The 19,104-nt window shown below is 55.3% G+C and carries 19 protein-coding genes; 11 read left to right on the top strand and 8 right to left on the bottom strand.

From position 1 onward, the window contains the following. Positions 1-16: 16 nt before the first annotated feature. Positions 17-1,000, top strand: coding sequence for a TRAP transporter substrate-binding protein (locus K1718_RS25555; RefSeq protein ID WP_152503761.1), 984 nt, complete (start codon positions 17-19; stop codon positions 998-1,000). Positions 1,001-1,007: 7 nt separating this feature from the next. Here K1718_RS25555 and K1718_RS25550 read toward each other — a convergent pair whose 3' ends face one another. From K1718_RS25550 to K1718_RS25530, 5 genes are all read right to left on the bottom strand, one after another. After that, complete coding sequence (locus K1718_RS25550; RefSeq protein WP_265680364.1) at positions 1,008-2,024, bottom strand: LacI family DNA-binding transcriptional regulator; 1,017 nt, start codon at positions 2,022-2,024, stop codon at positions 1,008-1,010. A 111-nt stretch (positions 2,025-2,135) separates the two neighbouring features. Continuing rightward, positions 2,136-2,468, bottom strand: coding sequence for a hypothetical protein (locus tag K1718_RS25545; RefSeq protein WP_152503759.1), 333 nt, complete (start codon positions 2,466-2,468; stop codon positions 2,136-2,138). Then, complete coding sequence (locus tag K1718_RS25540; RefSeq protein WP_265680365.1) at positions 2,465-3,352, bottom strand: NAD(P)-dependent oxidoreductase; 888 nt, start codon at positions 3,350-3,352, stop codon at positions 2,465-2,467. Before K1718_RS25540 ends, K1718_RS25545 begins: the two co-directional genes overlap by 4 nt. Further along, positions 3,349-3,849: a gluconokinase gene (locus tag K1718_RS25535; protein ID WP_265682467.1), complete on the bottom strand. Its 501-nt coding sequence runs from the start codon at positions 3,847-3,849 to the stop codon at positions 3,349-3,351. Before K1718_RS25535 ends, K1718_RS25540 begins: the two co-directional genes overlap by 4 nt. Beyond that, on the bottom strand, positions 3,849-4,616 hold the full coding sequence (locus K1718_RS25530; RefSeq protein ID WP_265680366.1) for an SDR family oxidoreductase: 768 nt from the start codon (positions 4,614-4,616) through the stop codon (positions 3,849-3,851). The genes K1718_RS25535 and K1718_RS25530 overlap by 1 nt, the downstream gene beginning before the upstream one ends. 85 nt (positions 4,617-4,701) lie before the next feature. Here K1718_RS25530 and K1718_RS25525 point away from each other — a divergent pair, with 85 nt between their 5' ends. Further along, the gene (locus K1718_RS25525) at positions 4,702-5,649 is read left to right on the top strand and encodes a 2-hydroxyacid dehydrogenase (RefSeq protein ID WP_265680367.1); all 948 of its coding nucleotides are present in this window, start codon (positions 4,702-4,704) and stop codon (positions 5,647-5,649) included. Between the two features lie 7 nt (positions 5,650-5,656). Further along, positions 5,657-6,688, top strand: a complete 1,032-nt coding sequence (locus K1718_RS25520; RefSeq protein WP_265680368.1) for an L-idonate 5-dehydrogenase — start codon at positions 5,657-5,659, stop codon at positions 6,686-6,688. A 148-nt stretch (positions 6,689-6,836) separates the two neighbouring features. On the opposite strand, the gene K1718_RS25515 is transcribed toward K1718_RS25520, so the two are convergent. Beyond that, positions 6,837-7,253 carry a GlcG/HbpS family heme-binding protein gene (locus K1718_RS25515; RefSeq protein ID WP_265680369.1) on the bottom strand — a complete coding sequence of 139 codons (417 nt, stop codon included), beginning with the start codon at positions 7,251-7,253 and terminating at the stop codon, positions 6,837-6,839. Between the two features lie 222 nt (positions 7,254-7,475). Between K1718_RS25515 and K1718_RS25510 the strand changes: the two genes are divergently transcribed. Next, positions 7,476-7,823: a cupin domain-containing protein gene (locus K1718_RS25510; protein WP_152503753.1), complete on the top strand. Its 348-nt coding sequence runs from the start codon at positions 7,476-7,478 to the stop codon at positions 7,821-7,823. A gap of 153 nt (positions 7,824-7,976) precedes the next feature. On the opposite strand, the gene K1718_RS25505 is transcribed toward K1718_RS25510, so the two are convergent. Beyond that, positions 7,977-8,657 (bottom strand): FadR/GntR family transcriptional regulator, encoded by a 681-nt coding sequence (locus K1718_RS25505; protein WP_209006736.1) that lies wholly within the window; start codon positions 8,655-8,657, stop codon positions 7,977-7,979. 26 nt (positions 8,658-8,683) lie between these two features. After that, on the bottom strand, positions 8,684-9,400 hold the full coding sequence (locus tag K1718_RS25500) for a ribonuclease activity regulator RraA (RefSeq protein ID WP_152503752.1): 717 nt from the start codon (positions 9,398-9,400) through the stop codon (positions 8,684-8,686). A gap of 636 nt (positions 9,401-10,036) precedes the next feature. Between K1718_RS25500 and K1718_RS25495 the strand changes: the two genes are divergently transcribed. The 7 genes from K1718_RS25495 (at position 10,037) to K1718_RS25465 (ending at position 19,057) form a co-directional block, all read left to right on the top strand. After that, the gene (locus K1718_RS25495; protein ID WP_265680370.1) at positions 10,037-11,137 is read left to right on the top strand and encodes an ABC transporter ATP-binding protein; all 1,101 of its coding nucleotides are present in this window, start codon (positions 10,037-10,039) and stop codon (positions 11,135-11,137) included. A 2-nt stretch (positions 11,138-11,139) separates the two neighbouring features. Continuing rightward, positions 11,140-12,126 carry an ABC transporter permease gene (locus K1718_RS25490; RefSeq protein ID WP_265680371.1) on the top strand — a complete coding sequence of 329 codons (987 nt, stop codon included), beginning with the start codon at positions 11,140-11,142 and terminating at the stop codon, positions 12,124-12,126. Positions 12,127-12,139: 13 nt separating this feature from the next. Next, positions 12,140-13,021, top strand: coding sequence for a carbohydrate ABC transporter permease (locus K1718_RS25485; RefSeq protein WP_152503749.1), 882 nt, complete (start codon positions 12,140-12,142; stop codon positions 13,019-13,021). A gap of 27 nt (positions 13,022-13,048) precedes the next feature. Further along, positions 13,049-14,611, top strand: coding sequence for a type 2 periplasmic-binding domain-containing protein (locus K1718_RS25480; RefSeq protein ID WP_265680372.1), 1,563 nt, complete (start codon positions 13,049-13,051; stop codon positions 14,609-14,611). Between the two features lie 65 nt (positions 14,612-14,676). After that, positions 14,677-17,013 (top strand): DUF4962 domain-containing protein, encoded by a 2,337-nt coding sequence (locus K1718_RS25475; protein ID WP_265680373.1) that lies wholly within the window; start codon positions 14,677-14,679, stop codon positions 17,011-17,013. 62 nt (positions 17,014-17,075) lie between these two features. Beyond that, on the top strand, positions 17,076-17,822 hold the full coding sequence (locus tag K1718_RS25470; RefSeq protein WP_152503746.1) for an SDR family NAD(P)-dependent oxidoreductase: 747 nt from the start codon (positions 17,076-17,078) through the stop codon (positions 17,820-17,822). 236 nt (positions 17,823-18,058) lie between these two features. After that, the gene (locus K1718_RS25465) at positions 18,059-19,057 is read left to right on the top strand and encodes a TRAP transporter substrate-binding protein (RefSeq protein WP_247649298.1); all 999 of its coding nucleotides are present in this window, start codon (positions 18,059-18,061) and stop codon (positions 19,055-19,057) included. Positions 19,058-19,104 lie beyond the last annotated feature (47 nt).

Below are 19,104 nucleotides of genomic sequence, written 5' to 3'. Positions count from 1 at the left end.
TAGGGAGGAATTCTCAATGAAAAATCACCTGACAAAAATTGGTCTGGCCACGTTCCTGACACTGAGCATGGCAACATCGTCGCTAGCAGAAGTCACACTCAAGTTTGCACACGCAGCACCTGAGACCGATCTGCAGCAGGATCTTGCGAAGTTCTTTCAAAAGGAAGTCGATGCGCGCACCAACGGCGAGGTCAAGGTTCAGATCTTTCCTCAAGGGCAGCTTGGAAATGACGCGACCATGATCGATGGCGCGCGCGCGGGCATCATCGATGTCGTCATGGTCGGCCTCAATAACTTTTCCGGCCTGATGCCGGAGTCGGCTGCCTTCACGCTGCCATTCATGTTCCCGACGCGCGAGACAGCTTACTCGGTTCTGGATGGAGACGTTGGTCAGAGCGTTCTTGCAAAATTCGAAGATCATGGCCTGAAGGGGCTTGGGTTTCCCGAAAACGGCTACCGCAACATGACCAACAACAAAGGCCCTATCCGCACACCTGACGATGTTGCGGGATTGCGTATGCGTGTCAACAATTCCAAAGCGCTCAACGACATGTTCGCCGCGCTGGATGCGAACCCACAGCAAATCCCGGTGGCAGAGCTTTATACCGCCCTGGAAACTGGAGTTGTCGACAGTCAGGACCATCCGATTGGGGTCACACTGTCTTTCAAGTTCTATGAGGTTCAGGACTATCTGAGCATGACACAGCATGCCTATTCACCCTTGGCAGTTGCCATGAACCTGAGCAAGTTCAATGGATTGACCGAAGAGCAGCAAAAGACTGTACTTGAGGTTGCCGCTGAAGCGGTCGCTATGCAGCGCGAGTTGAGCATCTCCAAGGAAGACGAAATGATCACCGCGCTTGAGGAAGCCGGAATGAAAGTCAACCGCGACGTGGATGGAGCGGCATTTCAGGACAAGGTAAAGCCTGTATGGGACGCCTTTATCGAGCAAAATGGCGACACGCTTGTAAACGCCATTCTCGCAGCGTCGCAAAATTAATCGACGCCTAAGAACTCGATTGTCTAATGCTCAGCTGTGGCCCGATCTCCAAGCGGATCGGGCCGCTGTCATTGTCACCCGTGCCGCGCAGCAGCGAGACAATGATTTCTCCTGCCTTTTGACCGATTTCGACCGGATGTGGATCGACCGTCGTTAGTGTCGGCACACAGACCGATGAGATATCGTAAGCGCCGAAGCCGGCAATGGCGATGTCTTCAGGCACTCTTACGTCTTTGCGCATGCATTCTGTCAAAGCACCGAACGCCGACAGATCCGAAACGCAAATAACAGCGTCCGTATCCGGGTAATCCTTCAAGAGCAGGGACATCGCATCAGCGCCTTCGCGCATTGAAATCGGTGGTTCTCCTGCGCCGATCAATCGATCCTTCGACAGATTGTGCCGGTTCATGGCGTCGATGAAACCGCGGCGACGGTCAGCACCACGCGTGTCGCCGTCGGTATCCCCTCCGATAAAGGCGATGCGTTTTCGGCCGGTTTTGACCAGATGCCCGACAAGGTCATGCATGGTGGCCGAATTGGAAAACCCGACGACGTGGCCTATCGGGTCTTCAGGCAGATCCCAGGTCTCGATGACGGGGATTTTGGCTCTTTCAAGGAGTTGGCGTGTTCGCGTTGTGTGGCGCCCGCCTGTGAGCACAATGGCTTCAGGCCGCCGTTTCAGGAACTGCTCGACAATCCGCTCCTCTTCTCGAATGTCGTAGTTGGAATACCCAAGGAGCACTTGCAAATCCGAATTCTTGAGAACTTCGGAAAGCGCGCCCACCGTATCGGCAAAGTTGGCATTGTTGATGGAAGGGATCGTCACGGCGACAAATCCGGTGCGCTGAGACTTGAAGGTCGCCGCAGTGCTGTCGAAAACATATCCGAGATCGTCGGCGATCTGCAGGATGCGTTTCCGCGTCTTCTCACCGACCGATGCATGCTTTTTGAAGGCACGGCTGACGGTCATCACGGAAACGCCCGCCTTTTCAGCGACATCCTTCATTGTAACAGGTCGTTGCATACGCCCTCCGCTCTCAAAACAGGCGTAAAACTGTCAGAACGCACAAGCAACTGCAAACAAGACTGCCGCCGGCTGACCATGCGCTCTGAAGAAACCAAGAATTCGGCGGTTTCAGCCTGTGTATTCGTTGGCCTCGGTTACGTGGTGATGAATGCGGCCATCGAAAAACTCAGCCACTATTTCGCCGGTGACTTCGCGCGATTCGTTGCGGGCTGCGCTTTCCAGTGCACCCGCCATCGCGGTTTTGTCAGGATAGGTTATGGCCAGGATAAGCGGGAATTCCGGAGCGCCTTCGTCCCGTTCTTCACCGAACATTACCCGCACATCCGTATTGCCGGGAAATTGCCGCCACAGAGGAACAAGGCGTTCGGTTACCGCAGATCTGAACGCGTCTGTCCGGCCTGTCTTGATGCTGCCCTCGAAAAGCGCGAAACGGGTGATCATTTAAATTGCTCCTTGTCGGGTCCCTTGAAAAATTCCATCAGCGCGGCCTGGTCTTCACCGCCAAGTCCGGCAGATGTCAGCATCCTGTGCACCTCAGCGCACAAGGCCGTCAGCGGCATTGCGGTATGGGTCCGGCGTGCCAGATCCTGCGCGCCGTTGAGATCCTTGACCATGTTGTCGATCCGACCCGTGCGCCGGTAATCCTTGTCGACGAAACGGGGCATGTATTCCTGCAGGATGGCACTGTCTGCCCGGCCACCTTTCAGCGCAGTTGGGATCTTTTGTGCATCGACTCCCGCATCCAGCGCGAGCTGGGTTGCTTCTGCGACGGCCAGAAAACCGAGGCCGCAAAGGACCTGGTTGATAAGCTTGGTCGTCTGACCGGCGCCAACCGGGCCCATATGAGTGTAGTTGCTGGAGACATGTTTCAGGAGCCGGTGTGCATCCTGAACGTCAGCTTCAGCACCACCGGCCATCAGCGTCAGCTCGCCGATCAAGGCCTTTGGCGCACCGCCAGACAGTGGGCTGTCCACCCATCGCAAACCTGCGTCGGCGGCCTGTGCCGCCAGAGCCTTGGTCGCATCCGGGTCGATGGACGACATGTCGATGATGAGAGTGCCAGGTCGTGCGCCGGAAGAAACGCCGTTTTCGCCAAAAACGGCGATCTCGACGATCTTGGGCGAATTCAGGCTTGTGACCACAAAGTCCGCCTGGGACGCCGCTTCGGCAGCCGAGGCCGCGGCAATGGCACCTTTTTCGACCAGCGCAGAAACTTTTTCGGCGTCCAGATCGAATACGGTCAGTGAATTGCCGGTTTCCAGAAGGCGCATTCCGATTGCACCTCCCATGGCACCAGCGCCGATTAGAGCTGCTTTTTCGCTCATTTTGTTTCCCTTCGAAGTCCGGACAACAAGGCGGCAATCACCATGTCCGGCGTTTGATCGATTGACGCAGAGACGAACATTTCGTCCGCGGCAGGCGGTTCCAGCGTCGCGAGCTGGCTGTCCAGCAAGGCAACAGGCATGAAGTGCCCCGATCGGTTCTTCATGCGGCTGGTGAGAATGTCACGCGAGCCTTCCAGATAAAGAAAAGTCACAGGTCGTTCGGCTCTGTCGGAAATACGTTCGCGGTAGATACGCTTGAGTGCTGAACAGGCGATGACTGTTGGTGTGTCTGCGTCCTTCAGCCTGTCTCCGACCTTGTCCAGCCAAGGTGCGCGATCATCATCCGTCAGAGGCTCGCCGCGGCCCATTTTTGCAATGTTCTCTTCTGGGTGGAGGTCGTCTCCATCAACAAATGTCCCACCGATCGCACGCGCGAAACCACGACCTATTTCCGATTTGCCGCAGCCCGACACGCCCATGACGACATAGGCAACCATCACAGACACGCCGAAATGCCACCGTCGACAAAGACGGTCGTGCCGTTGACGAAGGAGGAAGCATCGGAGGACAGGAACACACAGGTTCCGACCAGCTCTTCAACTTTGCCCCAGCGGCCGGCCGGTGTGCGTTTTTCCAGCCAGGCGCTGAATTCAGGATCATTCACCAGGGCTGCGTTCAGTGGCGTGTCGAAATACCCTGGTGCGAGCCCGTTGCACTGCAGACCATGCTTGGCCCAGTCGGTCGCCATACCTTTGGTCAGGTTCGCTACCGCTCCCTTTGTCGCTGTATAGGGTGCGATGCCGGGACGTGCGAGCGCCGTTTGAACGGAACAGATATTGACGATCTTGCCGGCTCCGCGCGTGATCATGTGGCGTGCAACCGCCTGTCCGACATGGAAAACAGAGGCAATGTTGGTCTGGAGCAAGCGCTCAAACGCATCTGCCGGAAAGTCTTCCAGCTGTGTGCGGTGTTGCATGCCCGCATTGTTGACGAGAATATCGATGGGACCTGTGGCCGCTTCGAAATCATCGACAGCTTTGCGAACGGCATCGTGATCGGTCACATCGAACAACAGCTCTTCAACGCTGAAGCCCTCCGAGCGAAGCTGAGTGGCTGCCGCAGCAAGTTTGTCCGCCGAACGGCCGTTCAAAACGATCTTGGCGCCTGAAGCCGCGAGGCCACGCGCCAGAGCAAAGCCGATTCCTTGCGAAGAGCCGGTAATCAGCGCCCGTTTACCGGACAGATCAAACAGTGAAAGGCTCATCGAATTTCCTTTTTGTCGCGAATTGATTGACAGTTTTTTCGAATATGTTATCGATAACATTAGTTGTCAAGTAGGGAGCGTGCCAATGAGCAAACCCGACATTCTTCAAGTCGGTCCGTATCCGGAGTGGGATCAGATCCCGCTTCAGGAAAGTTTTCACATGCATAAGCTGTTCGAGGCATCAGACGCTGCAGCCTTTCTGTCTTCGGTTGGCGAGAGCATCCGAGGGATCGCAACGCGCGGAGAGCTGGGTGCAGACAGGGCGATGATCGAGGCCTGTCCCAACCTGGAGGTCATTTCTGTTTATGGCGTCGGGTTTGATGCGGTGGATCTTCAGGCCTGCCGGGAACGCAATATACGCGTGACCAACACACCTGACGTGCTGACCAACGATGTGGCCGACCTTGGTGTTGCCATGATGCTCGCGCAATCGCGCGGAATTGTCGGAGCAGAAACCTGGGTCAAGGATGGCAGTTGGGCCGCAAAGGGGCTCTATCCTCTCAAAAGCCGCGTCTGGGGCAAGAAGGCCGGCATTCTCGGCCTCGGCCGGATTGGTTATGAAGTTGGCAAAAGGCTTGCCGGCTTCGATCTTGATATCGCCTACAGCGACATCGGCCCGAAGGATTATGCTGCAGATTGGACATTTGTGCCCGATGCCGTCGAACTGGCACGTCACTCGGACTTCCTCTTTGTCACTCTCGCAGCCTCAGCGGAAACCCGGCATATCGTCAACAGTCAGGTGATCGAGGCGGTCGGCCCGCAAGGCATGGTGATCAATATCAGCCGTGCGTCGAATATCGACGAGGACGCATTGCTGGATGCGCTTGAAAACGGACGCCTCGGAGCAGCTGCCCTTGACGTGTTTGAGGGCGAGCCAGCACTGAATCCGCGGTTTCTGGAATTGAACAACGTGCTCTTACAGCCGCACCACGCCTCCGGTACCGTCGAAACCAGAAAGGCCATGGGCAAGCTGGTACGTGACAATCTGAAAGCTCATTTCGATGGTCGCGATCTATTGACGCCTGTGCTGTGAGGACATCATGAAAGCCATAGTGATACACGCAGCCGAAGACCTGCGCATTGAGGAGCAGAGCGTTGTGCCTCCCGGTCCGGGTGAGGTTCAGATCGAACTTGCGAGAGGCGGCATTTGCGGCTCCGATCTGCACTACTACAACCATGGCGGCTTTGGACCTGTTCGCCTGAAAGAGCCAATGATCCTCGGTCATGAAGTTGCAGGCCATATCACCGCGCTGGGCGAAGGCGTTTCAGGCCTGTCCATTGGACAGCTGCTCGCCGTATCGCCGTCACGACCGTGCGGGAATTGCCGGTTCTGCAACGAGGGGCAATTCAATCAGTGCCTGAATATGCGGTTCTACGGCAGCGCTATGCCCTTTCCGCACATTCAGGGAGCATTTCGCGAAGTTCTTGTCGCAGATGCTTCGCAATGCGCACCAGCTGACGGACTGTCTCCTGGAGAAGCGGCCATGGCAGAGCCGCTCGCCGTGTGTCTGCATGCCGTGCGCAATGCCGGCAGCATGCTTGGAAAGTCTGTCCTGGTGACAGGGTGCGGCCCGATCGGGATCTTGTGCATCCTCGCGGCGCGTCGCGCCGGTGCGGACCTCATCGTTGCAACGGATCTCAGTGCCTTCACGCTGTCCAAGGCTGAAGCCGCTGGTGCCGATCGCGTCATCAACATGGCTGAAACTCCGGAAGGGCTTGAAGGTTATTTCGCCGACAAGGGTACGTTCGATGTTCTCTTTGAGTGTTCAGGAGCCGCTCCGGCACTCGCATCCGGTATTTCGGCCATGCGTCCGGGAGGCACAATTGTTCAGCTTGGTCTAGGCGGTGACATGCCGGTGCCAATGATGGCGTTGACGGCCAAGGAGCTTTCGTTGAAGGGCTCTTTTCGGTTCCACGAAGAGTTCTTCACCGGTGTCAGTCTGATGCAAAAGGGCCTGATTGATGTCAAGCCGTTCATCACCCAGACATTCCCGCTCAGCGATGCCGTCGCGGCTTTCAAGACAGCCGGGGATCGCAGCCAGGCCGTGAAGGCGCAGATCGCGTTTAACTGAGAAACTGCGACACAGCTGCTCTGACATATCGTTCTGGCCGGGCCTTCCTTTTGAGAGGCCCGGCCTGGACAGCGCAAACGGGCAAGATACTCGTTAGAGCGACCCGTAATTTGTGTTTAAGCGGCGCTCCATCAACAAGCTGGCACCCTCAGGTTTCAGCTCCAATGGCCGCAAGCGCGGCACGCGCGACTTCAATGTCTTGTTGCCCCGACCCGGAGCCAACACCGATCCCGCCAAGCACCGTGCCGTCGACGACAATCGGCATTCCGCCCGGAAGTCCTGTCACGTTTCCACCAGTTGCGAGCCCGATCAGTGTGCGGACCTCTTCTGGAATATTGACGGTGGCAGAGCCAATGGAGGACGCTGTCAATGCTTTCGCAAGAGCACTTTTTCGGCTCAGGAATTTTGCTCCGGTCATGCGGATTTCCGCCAGGACTTCACCACTGGCATCCACAATAACGATGCATTGTGGCTGACCGATTTCTTCAGCTTTGGCGACAGCAGCCGTCAAGAGTTTCAAGGCACCCTGATGGGTCAGGATTTGGGTTGTCTGTGTCGTTTCCACGGCGCTTTCTCCGAAATGATATCGATAACATTTTGCCGTTTTGTGCGTGACTTGCAAGCCCTGAAAGGTGCAAGCCGGTGCCCGTGGTGGTCGGAAAAGCTGGTGGCGAAATATCGCCTGCCAAGTGGTTGCCACGGGACCACGACTTTTCAGTTGCATGTGGAGCAGAATTTGTTTACAAATTAAACAAATAAGATACAAATTTTACAAATAGGCGGCGACATGATTGTAAATTCCGATGCAGCCTCTGAATGGATGGACAGTGGACCAGGCGCGAAACGGCGCATTCTTTGTGAAGACAAGGACATTATGATGGTCGAGTTCCGATTTGAAAAAGGCGGTGAGGGCGCAGCGCACAATCATCCTCATCTGCAAACGACCTATGTTGCCTCCGGACGCTTTCGGTTCACGGTGGAGGGGCAGACCAAAGTGCTTGGTCCTGGCGATGCGATGGTCATTCCGTCAAACGCCGTTCATTCCTGTGTCTGTGAAGAGGCCGGCAGCCTCCTGGACGCCTTCACACCGCGCCGCGACGACTTTCTGGAAGCTCATGGGTGGCCTCAAACCTAACCCAATTGATTTCCCTCCCGAGGAAAGAACAGCTGTCGTTGGTCCTGCACTTGTGTAAGGGCTGGCGGCAGCTGCTTCGGTTTCCGGCCTCTCGGCTCAAGACTTGCTCACGCAGTCCGTTGCGGTGTATTGGTTTCGATCCAACGGGAACGACTAGCCTTCAAAAATGCGCTTGCGTGCGTTTTCAACATGGGCCCGCATAGCGTTGCGCGCTGAGTCTCGGTCGCCTTTTTCGATGGCTTCGAAAATCTCATAGTGCTCAGCTTGAACCAGCTTCATACGGTCTTGTGGCTTGGTGAGTGAAAGATTGCGGGTCAAGTTCATGCCCGTCAGGATATTTGACTTCATGGAAGACCGTGCTGCGACAAAATACTTGTTGTCTGCAGCGTTGCAGACCGCAACATGAAAGACCTCGTCTGCAGCTACGCCCAGTTCACCCTCGGCGATACAGCGGTCAAGTTCCGCAAGAGAAGCGCGCAGTTCGTTCAGATCTGAATCCGTGCGCCTTTCAGCGGCCAGATAGGCGGCTTCCCCTTCCACGGCTGCCCGGAATTCGAAAGTACGCTGAATGTCGGCAATCGAGCCGATTGGGGCAAAATCGAGAATAGCGCCTTCAGGGCGCCGTTTCACAAAAGATCCCGACCCTTGGCGGGACACGATCACATCATCTTCGCGCAACTGTTTCAGCGCCTGGCGCAGGACGGGGCGGGAAACTCCGAGTTCACTTGAAAGAACCTGCTCAGTTGGAAGTTTGCCGCCAACTGGAATGTCACCATCCATGATTTTGGACAGGATGTTTTCATAGGCGCGATCGGACAGGGTTCTGTCCCGCACCTGTCGTTCACTCAAGTGGGTTTGATTTACCGTCCGTTTTTCTGCCGCCACACTATAAACCTGTCTTCGGTAGACGGATCAGTCGGGGGATAGAGCCCGAATGTTGATGCGCCTTGTTTCACCATCTCCATCACGAAGTCTTCGAAGACCGTCATTTCGGCAGCTTCGTTCGCAACTTCATTTGCCATATGTTTCGGTATGCAAACAACTCCCTCGTTGTCGCCAACAATAATATCGCCCGGAAACACGGAAACGCCGCCGCATGCAATCGGATCATTTACCGCAACAGCATGATGCTTCGTCAGGTTGGTCGGTGCGCTCGGTCTAGAATGATAACCGGGCATATCGAGTTCGGCAATTTCCGGCGTGTCGCGAAATCCGCCATCGGTGACGACACCGGCGCATCCTCTGGCCTGAAGGCGCATGGCAAGGATACAGCCGGCGGATGCTGCGGAGGCATCCCCTCGGGAATCAATGACAAAAACAGCTCCGTGAGGGCATTCCTCGACACCCTTGCGCTGGGCATTTGTCCTGTCGGCAAAGGAATCCAGATTGTCCAGGTCTTCACGTGCCGGAATGTAGCGCAGCGTATAGGCCGGACCAACCATGTTCGGTCCTTTGCGAAGCCGGTGCAGGCCTTGCAGGAATATGTTCCGAAGTCCACGTTTGAACATGACTGTTGTCAGAGTTGCTGTGCTCACTCGCAGCAGTTTCTCGTGAGTTTCGGTGCTCAATCCGCTCATGGCGTGGGTGCCACCGTTTCGGCAGTTTTCGCTTGGCTGGGTCATATCCCGATGAATAACTGTCGCTTTCCAACTTGTCAATAATTTGTAAAAATCGAAATTCGACGAGAGACTTGTCGCCAATTCATCGGCATTTGAAGCGCGTTGTATAATTTCATCAATTAAAACATACGTTTAATAGGTAACAGAAGCTTTCTCAAGCGTTTAGCGACTTTGTTTTAAGTGGTGATTTTGTTCTGAAGTTTTTTATGAAAGGCATTTTTGTAATTTATTTGTAAAAATTAGTCTTGATATGTGCTCCTGCATCTTGTAAGGCTGAATGCGTGGCGCACCGAAAGGCGAGATGATGTGTCGCTGTGCCGCGCGAACGACCAGACGCGATGATCGTCAAAGGCGAAGGTCTGAAACGTGAATTAAAACAAATGTCTGGCTCAACTCAAAGGTTGGGTCTGGCTGGTGGTCAAAAAACGTGCGAGCGGTCTCTTGATACGCGGCGGAGCCTGATTGGGAGTCGGGTCAGGGCCAGGAGATCGAAAAATGTTTGAATTTGTAAGTCGGACAGTGCCGGGCGAGCCTCTATCGCCCGAACGATGAGCTATGGCTGATTGGCGGTTGTCCGGCTTCCAGGGAGGAAGCATGTCCGGAGTTGTCCTTAGCAAAATTGTGAAGAAATACGGGGCGCTTCAGGTCGTGCATGGGATAGATCTGAGGATTGATCCCAAGGAGTTTGTGGTGCTGGTCGGTCCCTCCGGCTGCGGTAAATCCACGACACTGCGCATGATTGCCGGACTGGAAACAATCACCGGCGGGACACTCACCATTGATGACCGCGTCATGAACAAGGTTGCGCCCAAGGATCGGGACGTTGCCATGGTCTTTCAGAATTACGCTCTCTATCCGCATTTGAATGTTGCCGAGAATATTGCGTTTGGTCTCAGGATCCGAAAGGTTCCAAAAGCTGAAATCAGGAAGGCCGTGCACGACGTTGCGGAGATCCTGGGTCTGACGGAATACCTTGCGCGCAGACCTTCTGACCTTTCTGGTGGACAGCGTCAGCGTGTTGCCATGGGCCGGGCAATTGTACGGCACCCGAAGGTCTTCCTGTTCGACGAACCACTTTCCAACCTCGACGCCAAGCTAAGGACCCAGATGCGTGCCGAAATCAAGCGGCTTCACAAACGGCTCGGCGTCACGAGCATTTACGTGACCCACGATCAGGTCGAGGCCATGACGCTCGCCGATCGTATCGTGGTGATGAACCAGGGTGTGATCGAACAGATCGGAACACCGATGGATTTGTTCAACAACCCTGCAAACAGGTTTGTAGCCGGATTTATCGGCTCACCGCCGATGAACCAGCTTCATGGATTTCTGGAAGCTGGTGATAGCGGCCCTCTGGCGCAGGTTGGACGAATAAAAGTCAAGTTGCCCCGATCGGAAACCCTCAGACATGAAACAGGCAGACCGGTCATTCTGGGAATTCGCCCGGAACATGTCACCGTCAACGAAGTTCCGGGATCCTTCCCGATCAATGTCAATCTCGACCTGGTGGAAACGCTGGGATCGGAAGCCTTGTTGCACACAGATCTCGACGGCATGTCCTTTGTTGCGCGTGTCGAAACACTTGGCGACGTGGGCCATCTGAACGGCGTGGACACGCTTCATGTCAGACCCGATCTCATGAAGTTGTTTGACGCAGAAACAGGTCGCTCCCTTCCTCTTGAGGCGGGAGCTTGATCATGTTGGTCCATGAAAAGGAGCGACAGCTAACGCCAAGCGACGTCACAAGCTCTGAAGAACACGAGGCCGTCAATGACCGTTTCGAAGCAATCGTCGAGCATCTGAGGCGCGAATGGCAACTCTACCTCATGCTCTTGCCGATGATCATCTGGTTCATCGTCTTCCTCTACAAGCCGATGTACGGTCTGCAGATCGCGTTCAAGGACTACTCGATCTTTCGCGGCATTGCAGGCAGTCCCTGGGTCGGGTTGGAGCATTTCGAGACACTCTTTGCCAATGATCAGTTCCTTCGTGCGATCAAGAACACGGTCACGATCAGCGCGCTCAACCTCCTGTTCGGTTTCCCGGCGCCGATTATTCTGGCGTTGATGTTCAACGAGGTTCTGAACGCGAGCTACAAGAGGACAGCGCAGACCATTGTCTATCTGCCGCATTTCATCTCTTCGGTGATTATTGCCGGCATCGTCATCACTGCCTTCTCGCCGACCGCCGGCATCGTGAACACTGTCATCAGTTGGTTCGGACTTGACCCGATTTACTTCCTCACCCAGCCGGAATGGTTTCGGCCGATCTTCATAGGGACGGGCATCTGGCAGGAGGCGGGCTTTGGGTCGATCGTGTTCCTGGCAGCAATCGCGGGCGTGAATCCATCGCTCTATGAAAGTGCGGTCGTGGACGGCGCTAACCGGTGGCAAATGATGTGGAAGATCACGATCCCGTCGATCCTGCCGACGATCCTGATCATGCTGATCATCCGTATCGGAAACATCATGGAAGTGTCTTTCGAGCTGGTCATTCTGCTTTACCAGCCCGCAACCTATGAAACTGCCGATGTCGTGAATACCTGGATCTATCGGCAGGGTCTGCAATCGGGTCAGTACGACCTGGCTGCAGCAGCAGGTCTCTTCAACGCAGTTGTCGCCTTTGTTCTGGTGATGACGGCCAACACCTTGTCGCGGCGCTTCTCGCGCACGTCGCTTTGGTAGAGGAGGCGGATCAATGATGAATTGGAACCTTTACTCTCGCGGCGACAAATTCTTTGCCATCGTGGTCTCGGTCCTGATCGGCATGTTCACGGTCGCGACGCTTTACCCGTTTATCTATATCGCGGCGGTGTCTTTCAGTTCCGGATTTGCAGCGCAGGCAGGAAAGGTGGTTCTCACACCGATCGATGCGACGCTCGAGGCCTATGGATATATCCTCAAGGACCCGCAATTCTGGATCTCCTACCGCAACACCTTCATCTACACGATCGGCGGAACAGTGATGAGCCTTGCGTTCATCATTCCAGGCGCGTACGCGCTGTCGCGGCCGCAACTGAAGGGGCGCAGGTTCTTCAACCTCTTCATCGCCTTCACCATGTGGTTCAACGCGGGGCTGATACCGTTTTTCCTGAATATGCGGGACCTGAACCTGCTGGACAGCATGTTTGGCATCATTCTCGCCTTCGCCGTGAATGCCTTCAACGTCATCTTGCTGAGAAATTTCTTCGAAGCGATACCGAAAAGCTTTGAAGAGGCCGCACGGATGGATGGGGCCAATGACTTTCAGGTTCTTTGGAAGGTGTTTGTGCCCCTCAGCAAACCGGCCATCGCGACCATCACACTTTTCTGCATCGTGTCGCGCTGGAACGGGTTCTTCTGGGCGATGGTGCTCTTGCAGAGTGAGGACAAGATCCCGCTGCAGGTATTTCTGCGGCACACGATTTCAAATCTCAGCGATGACGACGAATTCGCAATCGTGCAAACCGCGGCAGGGTTCAGCGCTGAAACCGTGACTGCCGCAATCATCGTCTGCTCCATCATCCCGGTTTTGATCGTCTACCCCTTCATTCAGAAATATTTCGAGAAGGGAATTCTTCTCGGAGGGGTCAAAGAGTAGTCGCAATGAGCGCAAAGGGAGGAAACCATGCGTAAACTTACCTTGTCGGCAGCTGTCTTGGCCGCAACTGCCCTGACGACACCCTCGTTGGCGGAAGACCACCTCAAGATTGTCGAAGGTGAGCCGTTGGAACTGACGATCCAGATGAACCACGCACGATATCCAGTCTACAAGGAAGACTGGCCGGTGGAACAACAGGCCCGGGAATGGACCAACGTTCACCTGATTGACGTGACAGTTGGCGCTAACATGCGCACCGATGAGAACACCGGACGCACGGAAGCCCTGAACCTGATGCTCGCCGGGGGAAAGATCCCGGACATCGTCGGCTCCAGCCGGATCAAGGATTTTGTCAATCAGTATGGCCCTGAAGGCGCATTCCTGCCGCTGAACGACCTGATTGAAGAGCACGCGCCTAACCTGAAGGCGTATTTCGACGAGCGACCGGAGATTGCTGCTGCGATTTCGGCGGCCGACGGCCAGATGTACTACATCCCCTATCTGCCGGACGGGAAGTACGGCCGCGCCTACTGGATCCGAACCGATTGGCTCGAAAAACTGGGGCTGGACGTTCCGGAAACGGTCGAAGACTTCGAAGCGGTGCTGCGTGCGTTCAAGACCCAGGACCCCAACGGCAACGGCGAAGCGGATGAAGTGCCTTATTTCGCCCGTCAGTGGCCTGAGCTCATTCGCCTCGTCACGCTTTGGGATGGCCGGTCGTCCGGCTCCGATACCTACCACGATTTCTATGTCGACAATGGCCAGTTGAAACACCCTTACGCGGAAGAAGGCTACCGCGAAGGTGTCAAGAACCTGGCGCGTTGGTATGCCGAAGGGCTCATTGATGCGGAGATCTTTACCCGTGGCAGCTCGGCGCGTGATTTCCTCCTGTCGGAAAACCTCGGAGGAGCAACCCACGACTGGTTTGCGTCGACCTCCGGCTACAATCGTTTGTCCTCGGATATCGAAGGGTTCGAATTCAAGGCAATGGCGCCACCTGCCTCGATCTCGGGCAAGCGCATCGAGGAGCATCGCCGTATCCCGATCAAACCGGACGGATGGGCGATCGGTCACACCAACGAACACCCTATCGAGACCATCAAGTATTTTGACTTCTGGTTCACAGAAGAAGGCCGTCGTCTGGCGAACTTCGGCGTTGAGGGCATGCATTACGACATGGTCGACGGCAAGGCGGTCTTCAAGCAGGAGTTTCTGGATGCTGGCCCTGTAAACCGTTCGCTCTACCAGATCGGCTCACAGCTACAGAGCCGCGGCTACTTCCAGGATTATGGTTATGAGATCCAGTGGTCGAACGAATATGCCCTCGAGGGCATCGCGCTTTACGACGAAGGAGACTACCTGATCGATCAGTTCCTTGGCGTGGCTTTCGATGCGGACGAGCAGAAAGTCTATGACAAACACTGGAGCTCGATCCGAGACTACATGCTGGAGCGGCAGCAAAGCTGGATCCTGGGCAATGGTGACGTGGAGGCCGAATGGGACGACTACCTCGCCCAGTTGGAAAAACTCGGTCTGAACGACGTGCTTGAAGTCATGCAGTCCGCTTATGAACGTCAGTATAATAAGTAAAACAATCGCTTAACAGGTCGTTCGCCACAAGGCGGATGACCTTTTCCTGCGAGCAAAGAAGTGTCATGTCAGTGAATCGTGATCTGAAACCGGGATTTTTGGACCAGCCGAAAGCTGGGCGTCTGAACATTCAATACGGGCCTGCCAACGGCGCGACTGTCGACGAAGTTCCTCCCAGATTTACCTGGATCCCGGACATCGAAGAGAGTGCGCGTTACGTTTTGCGGGTTTCCTCAAGTCCGGATTTTCCCGCAGGTGACACGACCATCTTTGAAAACCTGAAACGAAATTTCTTCACGCCCGACCAGGTGCTGGAACCTGGAACATACTATTGGAGCTATGCGATCTGGGACGAAGGCGCCAGGTGTCCCGCCTCTCAATGGAGCACCATTCGGCAATTTGAAATTCCAGCCGATCTGCCTCGCTCACCGCTTGCCGCTGCTGCCACGCGATACGATCACTGCAGCCGCGCGCACCCGCGGCTTTGGCTTACGATCGAGACCTTGCCGACTTTCCGCAAAGCCGTTGCTGCTGATGCCGATCATTGCGGCTGGTCAGTCTTTTTTGAAAAATCGGTCCGGCCCTGGATGGATCGTCCGGTCATGGCTGAACCGTCTCCTTATCCGAACAACCAGCGCACCGCACCGATCTGGCGTCAGACCTATATCGACTGCCAGGAACTCATTTACGCGATCCGGCATCTTGCCATTGCAGGGCATGTCCTGGAAGAAGAGCCCTTGCGGCTTAAGGCGAAGGACTGGTTGCTCGCTGCTGCAAGTTGGGATCCTGCGGGCACGACGTCGCGCGCTTATACCGATGAATGGGCTTTCCGCGTCACGCTTGCTCTCGCATGGGGGTATGACTGGCTTCACGGTGACTTAAGTGAAACTGAGCGTGAAGAAGTTAGAACCGCATTGCTGACGCGCACGCGCGAAATAGCCCATCACGTTTTCAAGCACGCCAACATTCACATCTTTCCCTTTGACAGCCATGCCGTGCGTGCGGTCTCCGCTGTCCTGATCCCTGCCAGTCTCGTTCTGCTGGACGAAGAAGGCTGCGAGGAGGCAAGGGACTGGCTCGACTGTTCGATCGAGTTTCTGTTCAGCGTCTATTCGCCCTGGGGCGATGCGGATGGTGGCTGGGCCGAAGGGCCGCATTACTGGATGACCGGTATGGCCTATCTGATCGATGCGGCCAACCTTCTGAAGAACTACACGGGTATAGATCTTTACAGTCGTCCTTTCTTCCACAAGACCGGAGATTTCCCGCTCTATACCAAAGCGCCCGATACGCGCCGTGCCACTTTCGGCGATGACAGCACCATGGGTGACCTGCCGTGTCTGAAGGTAGGCTACAATTTGCGGCAATTCGCCGGTGTGACCGGCAGTCCGGCCTATCAATGGTTTTTTGAAGAGGTGAAACGGAACGATCCCGGCACTGAAATGGCTTTCTACAATTACGGTTGGTGGGACCTCAATTTTGACGACCTGATGTATCGAAGTGATTGGCCATCGATTGAACCGTCAGCGCCAGGTGACAACGACAAGCTGAGGTGGTTCAAGGGCATCGGTTGGGCTGCGATCCAGCACAAGATGGACGATCCGGACGAGCACATTCACTTCGTGATGAAGTCATCGCCCTTCGGCTCCATCAGTCACAGCCACGGTGACCAGAACGCCTTCTGTCTGTCGGCCTTCGGCGAGGACCTTGCGATACAGTCCGGACACTACGTTGCCTTCAACAGCTCCATGCACCGAAACTGGCGGCGTCAAACCCGTTCCAAAAACGCGATCCTGATCGACGGAAAGGGCCAATATGCCGATCGGGACAAGGCCAGGGCGATGCAGGCAACAGGTTGCATCGAAATCGCAGAGCAGCGCGAAGATCACATCTATATGCGCGGCAATGCGACCGCTGCCTATCGGAGCCTGACCCCTTCTCTCCAGAAAGTGGAGCGGGAAATCTATTTCGTGCATGAAAGCTATTTCGTGATTGTCGACAGCATCGACAGCGATGCTCCGGTCTCGGTGGATTGGCTGCTGCATGCCAATGCACCGTTCGAACTGGGCGATACCAGTTTCAGGTACTCCGGTGACAAGGCCGGATTCTATGGCCAGTTTCTGTGGTCGGAAGCAGGAGCTGCAACGCTTTCGCAGGAAACCGGATTCCCGGGTGTGGATGAGGGCGACTATGAAGGATTGCCGGTCAGCACTTGCCTGAAGGCGAGTTTTCCGAAGTCGACAAGACACCGCGTCGCTGCACTGCTGGTTCCCTATCCGGCAGATGATCCCAGACGCGTATTTCACTTCCTCGACGACCAGGGATACGACTGCGACCTCTATTTCTCCGACGCGCAGGAGAGGTCCTTCAAGGTTGTCATCGAGAAACTGGCGAAAGCCTGAACCAAAGAACACGAGACCGGCAGGTCTGTGAACAACACCCTAGGCATTACAAGGAGCCTCTAATGGACCTCAAGGGAAAAACAGCAATCGTCACTGGCGGTGGCCGGGATATCGGTCGGGCATGCGTTATGGCGCTTGCAGCACGTGGCGCGAATGTCGCCATCAACTATTTCAGCAGCAGCAAGGGCGCGGACAGCGCTGTCTCGGAGATCACATCGGCTGGCGGCAAGGCCCTTGCCATGCAGGGCGACATGACAAAGCCCGACGATGTTGCGGCGCTGGTCAACCGAACGGTTGAGGAGTTTGGCGGCGTCGATATTGTCATGCCGATCACAGGCGGCATCGTCGCACGCCGGCCGCTGTCGGAGATTTCTCTCGATTACTGGCAGTCCGTATTCGACCTCAACACCACATCGGCGCTGCTCGTCATCAAGGAAGCCGTTCCGCATATGAAAAATGGCGGCGCCATTGTGACGATGGCCTCACAGGCCGGCAGAGATGGCGGCGGTCCGGGAGCTCTTGCCTACGGAATGTCGAAAGGCGCGGTCATGACGCTCACACGCGGATTGGCCAAGGAATTGGGCCCTGACATTCGCGTCAATGCGATGTGCCCGGGAATGATCGACACCGACTTCCATAATATCTTTACGAAACCAGAAGTGCGCAAACACGTGGCTGGCGTGACGCCATTGAAACGGGAAGGCGCTTCTGAAGATGTTGCAAATCTTGCTGTTTTCCTGGCGTCCGAGCAGTCCGCCTTTATCACCGGCGCTTGTGTCGACATCAACGGCGGGATGCTTTTTTCCTGACGATTGGCGAGGGGGCTTCTGAGGCCCCCATATGCCGGCCTGCAATCTCCCGCGACCCGATTGGCGCAATGCTGAGATGCTCCAATCAATGAAGCAGATGCGAGAGGTCGGAGTAATTTATCTCAAATAAAACAATCGCTTAAACAAGTCGCGAAATTAATTTGTTTTATTGATTTTTTAACTTGTAAATATTTGTAAATTGCGTATCGTTTTATCAGGTCAAAAGGGAGGAACCAATGACCCTGTTCAATTCAAAGAAAGCTGGCATGCTGTTTGGTTCAGTCGTTGCCGCAAGCCTTGCATTCGCAACCGTTGCTGCCGAAGCACGTGACTTGCGCGGCTGGAATATCCATGTCGAGGACTACCCTGTTTCACACGGAATGGAAGCATTCCTGAAAGAGGTCGACGAAAAAACCGGCGGCGAAATAAGCGGTAAAGTCTTCCATGCGGGCGTGCTTGGTTCGCAGCCCGACGCAATCGAGCAAACCCGTCTCGGCGTGATCGATTTCGGAGTCTTCAGCCTTGGGCCGATGGGTCAGGTTGTTCCGGAAGCAAACGTGGTGTCGCTGCCGTTCATCTTCAAAAGCGTTTCGCAAATGTATGAAGTCATGGACGGTGAGCCGGGCAAGGCGCTCAGCAAAGGTCTGGAGGCCAAAGGCCTTGTTGCGCTCGGATATTATGATGCCGGCGCCCGTTCATTCTACACATCCGCAAAAGCGATCACGGAACCTGCTGATCTGACAGGCATGAAGATCCGCGTCATGAACAACGATCTCTTCGTCGGCATGGTTGACTCCATGGGTGGAAACGCAACCCCAATGGCCTTCGCGGAAGTCTATCAGGCAATCAAGACCGGCGTCGTGGACGGCGCAGAGAACAATCCACCGTCCTACGAATCCACCAACCATTTCGAGGTTGCTCAATTTTATTCCCTGACACAGCACCTGATCATTCCCGAGTGCCTGTGCATGAGCAAGCGGACCTTCGATTCCCTGACGCCTGAGCAGCAGGCAATTGTCATTGAGGCCGGCCGCAACAGCACCGAGCTTCAGCGCAAGCTGTGGCAGGAGCGGGAAGCTGCAAGCATGGCCAAAGTCGCTGAAGGTGGTGTTGCCGTGAACGAGATTGCTGACAAGGCAGCATTCCAGGCAGCCATGGAACCGGTTTATGCGCAATTCCTTGAGCAAAGCCCGGATCTGGCCGGACTTGTCGAGATGTTCAAAAACGCAGAATAATAGCGGATAGGGGCCGTGCTGAATCTTCCGGCACGGCCCCTTTCTAT

This window comes from Roseibium porphyridii (assembly GCF_026191725.2).
In the GTDB taxonomy this organism is placed as follows: Bacteria; Pseudomonadota; Alphaproteobacteria; order Rhizobiales; family Stappiaceae; genus Roseibium; species Roseibium porphyridii.
This window is presented reverse-complemented; position numbering and strand designations above follow the sequence as displayed.

Bases quoted from the DNA above. Each gene is read 5' to 3' on its own strand.
- K1718_RS25555 (WP_152503761.1), top strand. From the start codon at position 17: ATGAAAAATCACCTGACAAAAATTGGTCTGGCCACGTTCCTGACACTG.
- K1718_RS25550 (WP_265680364.1), bottom strand. From the start codon at position 2,024: ATGCAACGACCTGTTACAATGAAGGATGTCGCTGAAAAGGCGGGCGTT.
- K1718_RS25545 (WP_152503759.1), bottom strand. From the start codon at position 2,468: ATGATCACCCGTTTCGCGCTTTTCGAGGGCAGCATCAAGACAGGCCGG.
- K1718_RS25540 (WP_265680365.1), bottom strand. From the start codon at position 3,352: ATGAGCGAAAAAGCAGCTCTAATCGGCGCTGGTGCCATGGGAGGTGCA.
- K1718_RS25535 (WP_265682467.1), bottom strand. From the start codon at position 3,849: ATGGTTGCCTATGTCGTCATGGGCGTGTCGGGCTGCGGCAAATCGGAA.
- K1718_RS25530 (WP_265680366.1), bottom strand. From the start codon at position 4,616: ATGAGCCTTTCACTGTTTGATCTGTCCGGTAAACGGGCGCTGATTACC.
- K1718_RS25525 (WP_265680367.1), top strand. From the start codon at position 4,702: ATGAGCAAACCCGACATTCTTCAAGTCGGTCCGTATCCGGAGTGGGAT.
- K1718_RS25520 (WP_265680368.1), top strand. From the start codon at position 5,657: ATGAAAGCCATAGTGATACACGCAGCCGAAGACCTGCGCATTGAGGAG.
- K1718_RS25510 (WP_152503753.1), top strand. From the start codon at position 7,476: ATGATTGTAAATTCCGATGCAGCCTCTGAATGGATGGACAGTGGACCA.
- K1718_RS25500 (WP_152503752.1), bottom strand. From the start codon at position 9,400: ATGAGCGGATTGAGCACCGAAACTCACGAGAAACTGCTGCGAGTGAGC.
- K1718_RS25495 (WP_265680370.1), top strand. From the start codon at position 10,037: ATGTCCGGAGTTGTCCTTAGCAAAATTGTGAAGAAATACGGGGCGCTT.
- K1718_RS25490 (WP_265680371.1), top strand. From the start codon at position 11,140: ATGTTGGTCCATGAAAAGGAGCGACAGCTAACGCCAAGCGACGTCACA.
- K1718_RS25485 (WP_152503749.1), top strand. From the start codon at position 12,140: ATGATGAATTGGAACCTTTACTCTCGCGGCGACAAATTCTTTGCCATC.
- K1718_RS25480 (WP_265680372.1), top strand. From the start codon at position 13,049: ATGCGTAAACTTACCTTGTCGGCAGCTGTCTTGGCCGCAACTGCCCTG.
- K1718_RS25475 (WP_265680373.1), top strand. From the start codon at position 14,677: ATGTCAGTGAATCGTGATCTGAAACCGGGATTTTTGGACCAGCCGAAA.
- K1718_RS25470 (WP_152503746.1), top strand. From the start codon at position 17,076: ATGGACCTCAAGGGAAAAACAGCAATCGTCACTGGCGGTGGCCGGGAT.
- K1718_RS25465 (WP_247649298.1), top strand. From the start codon at position 18,059: ATGACCCTGTTCAATTCAAAGAAAGCTGGCATGCTGTTTGGTTCAGTC.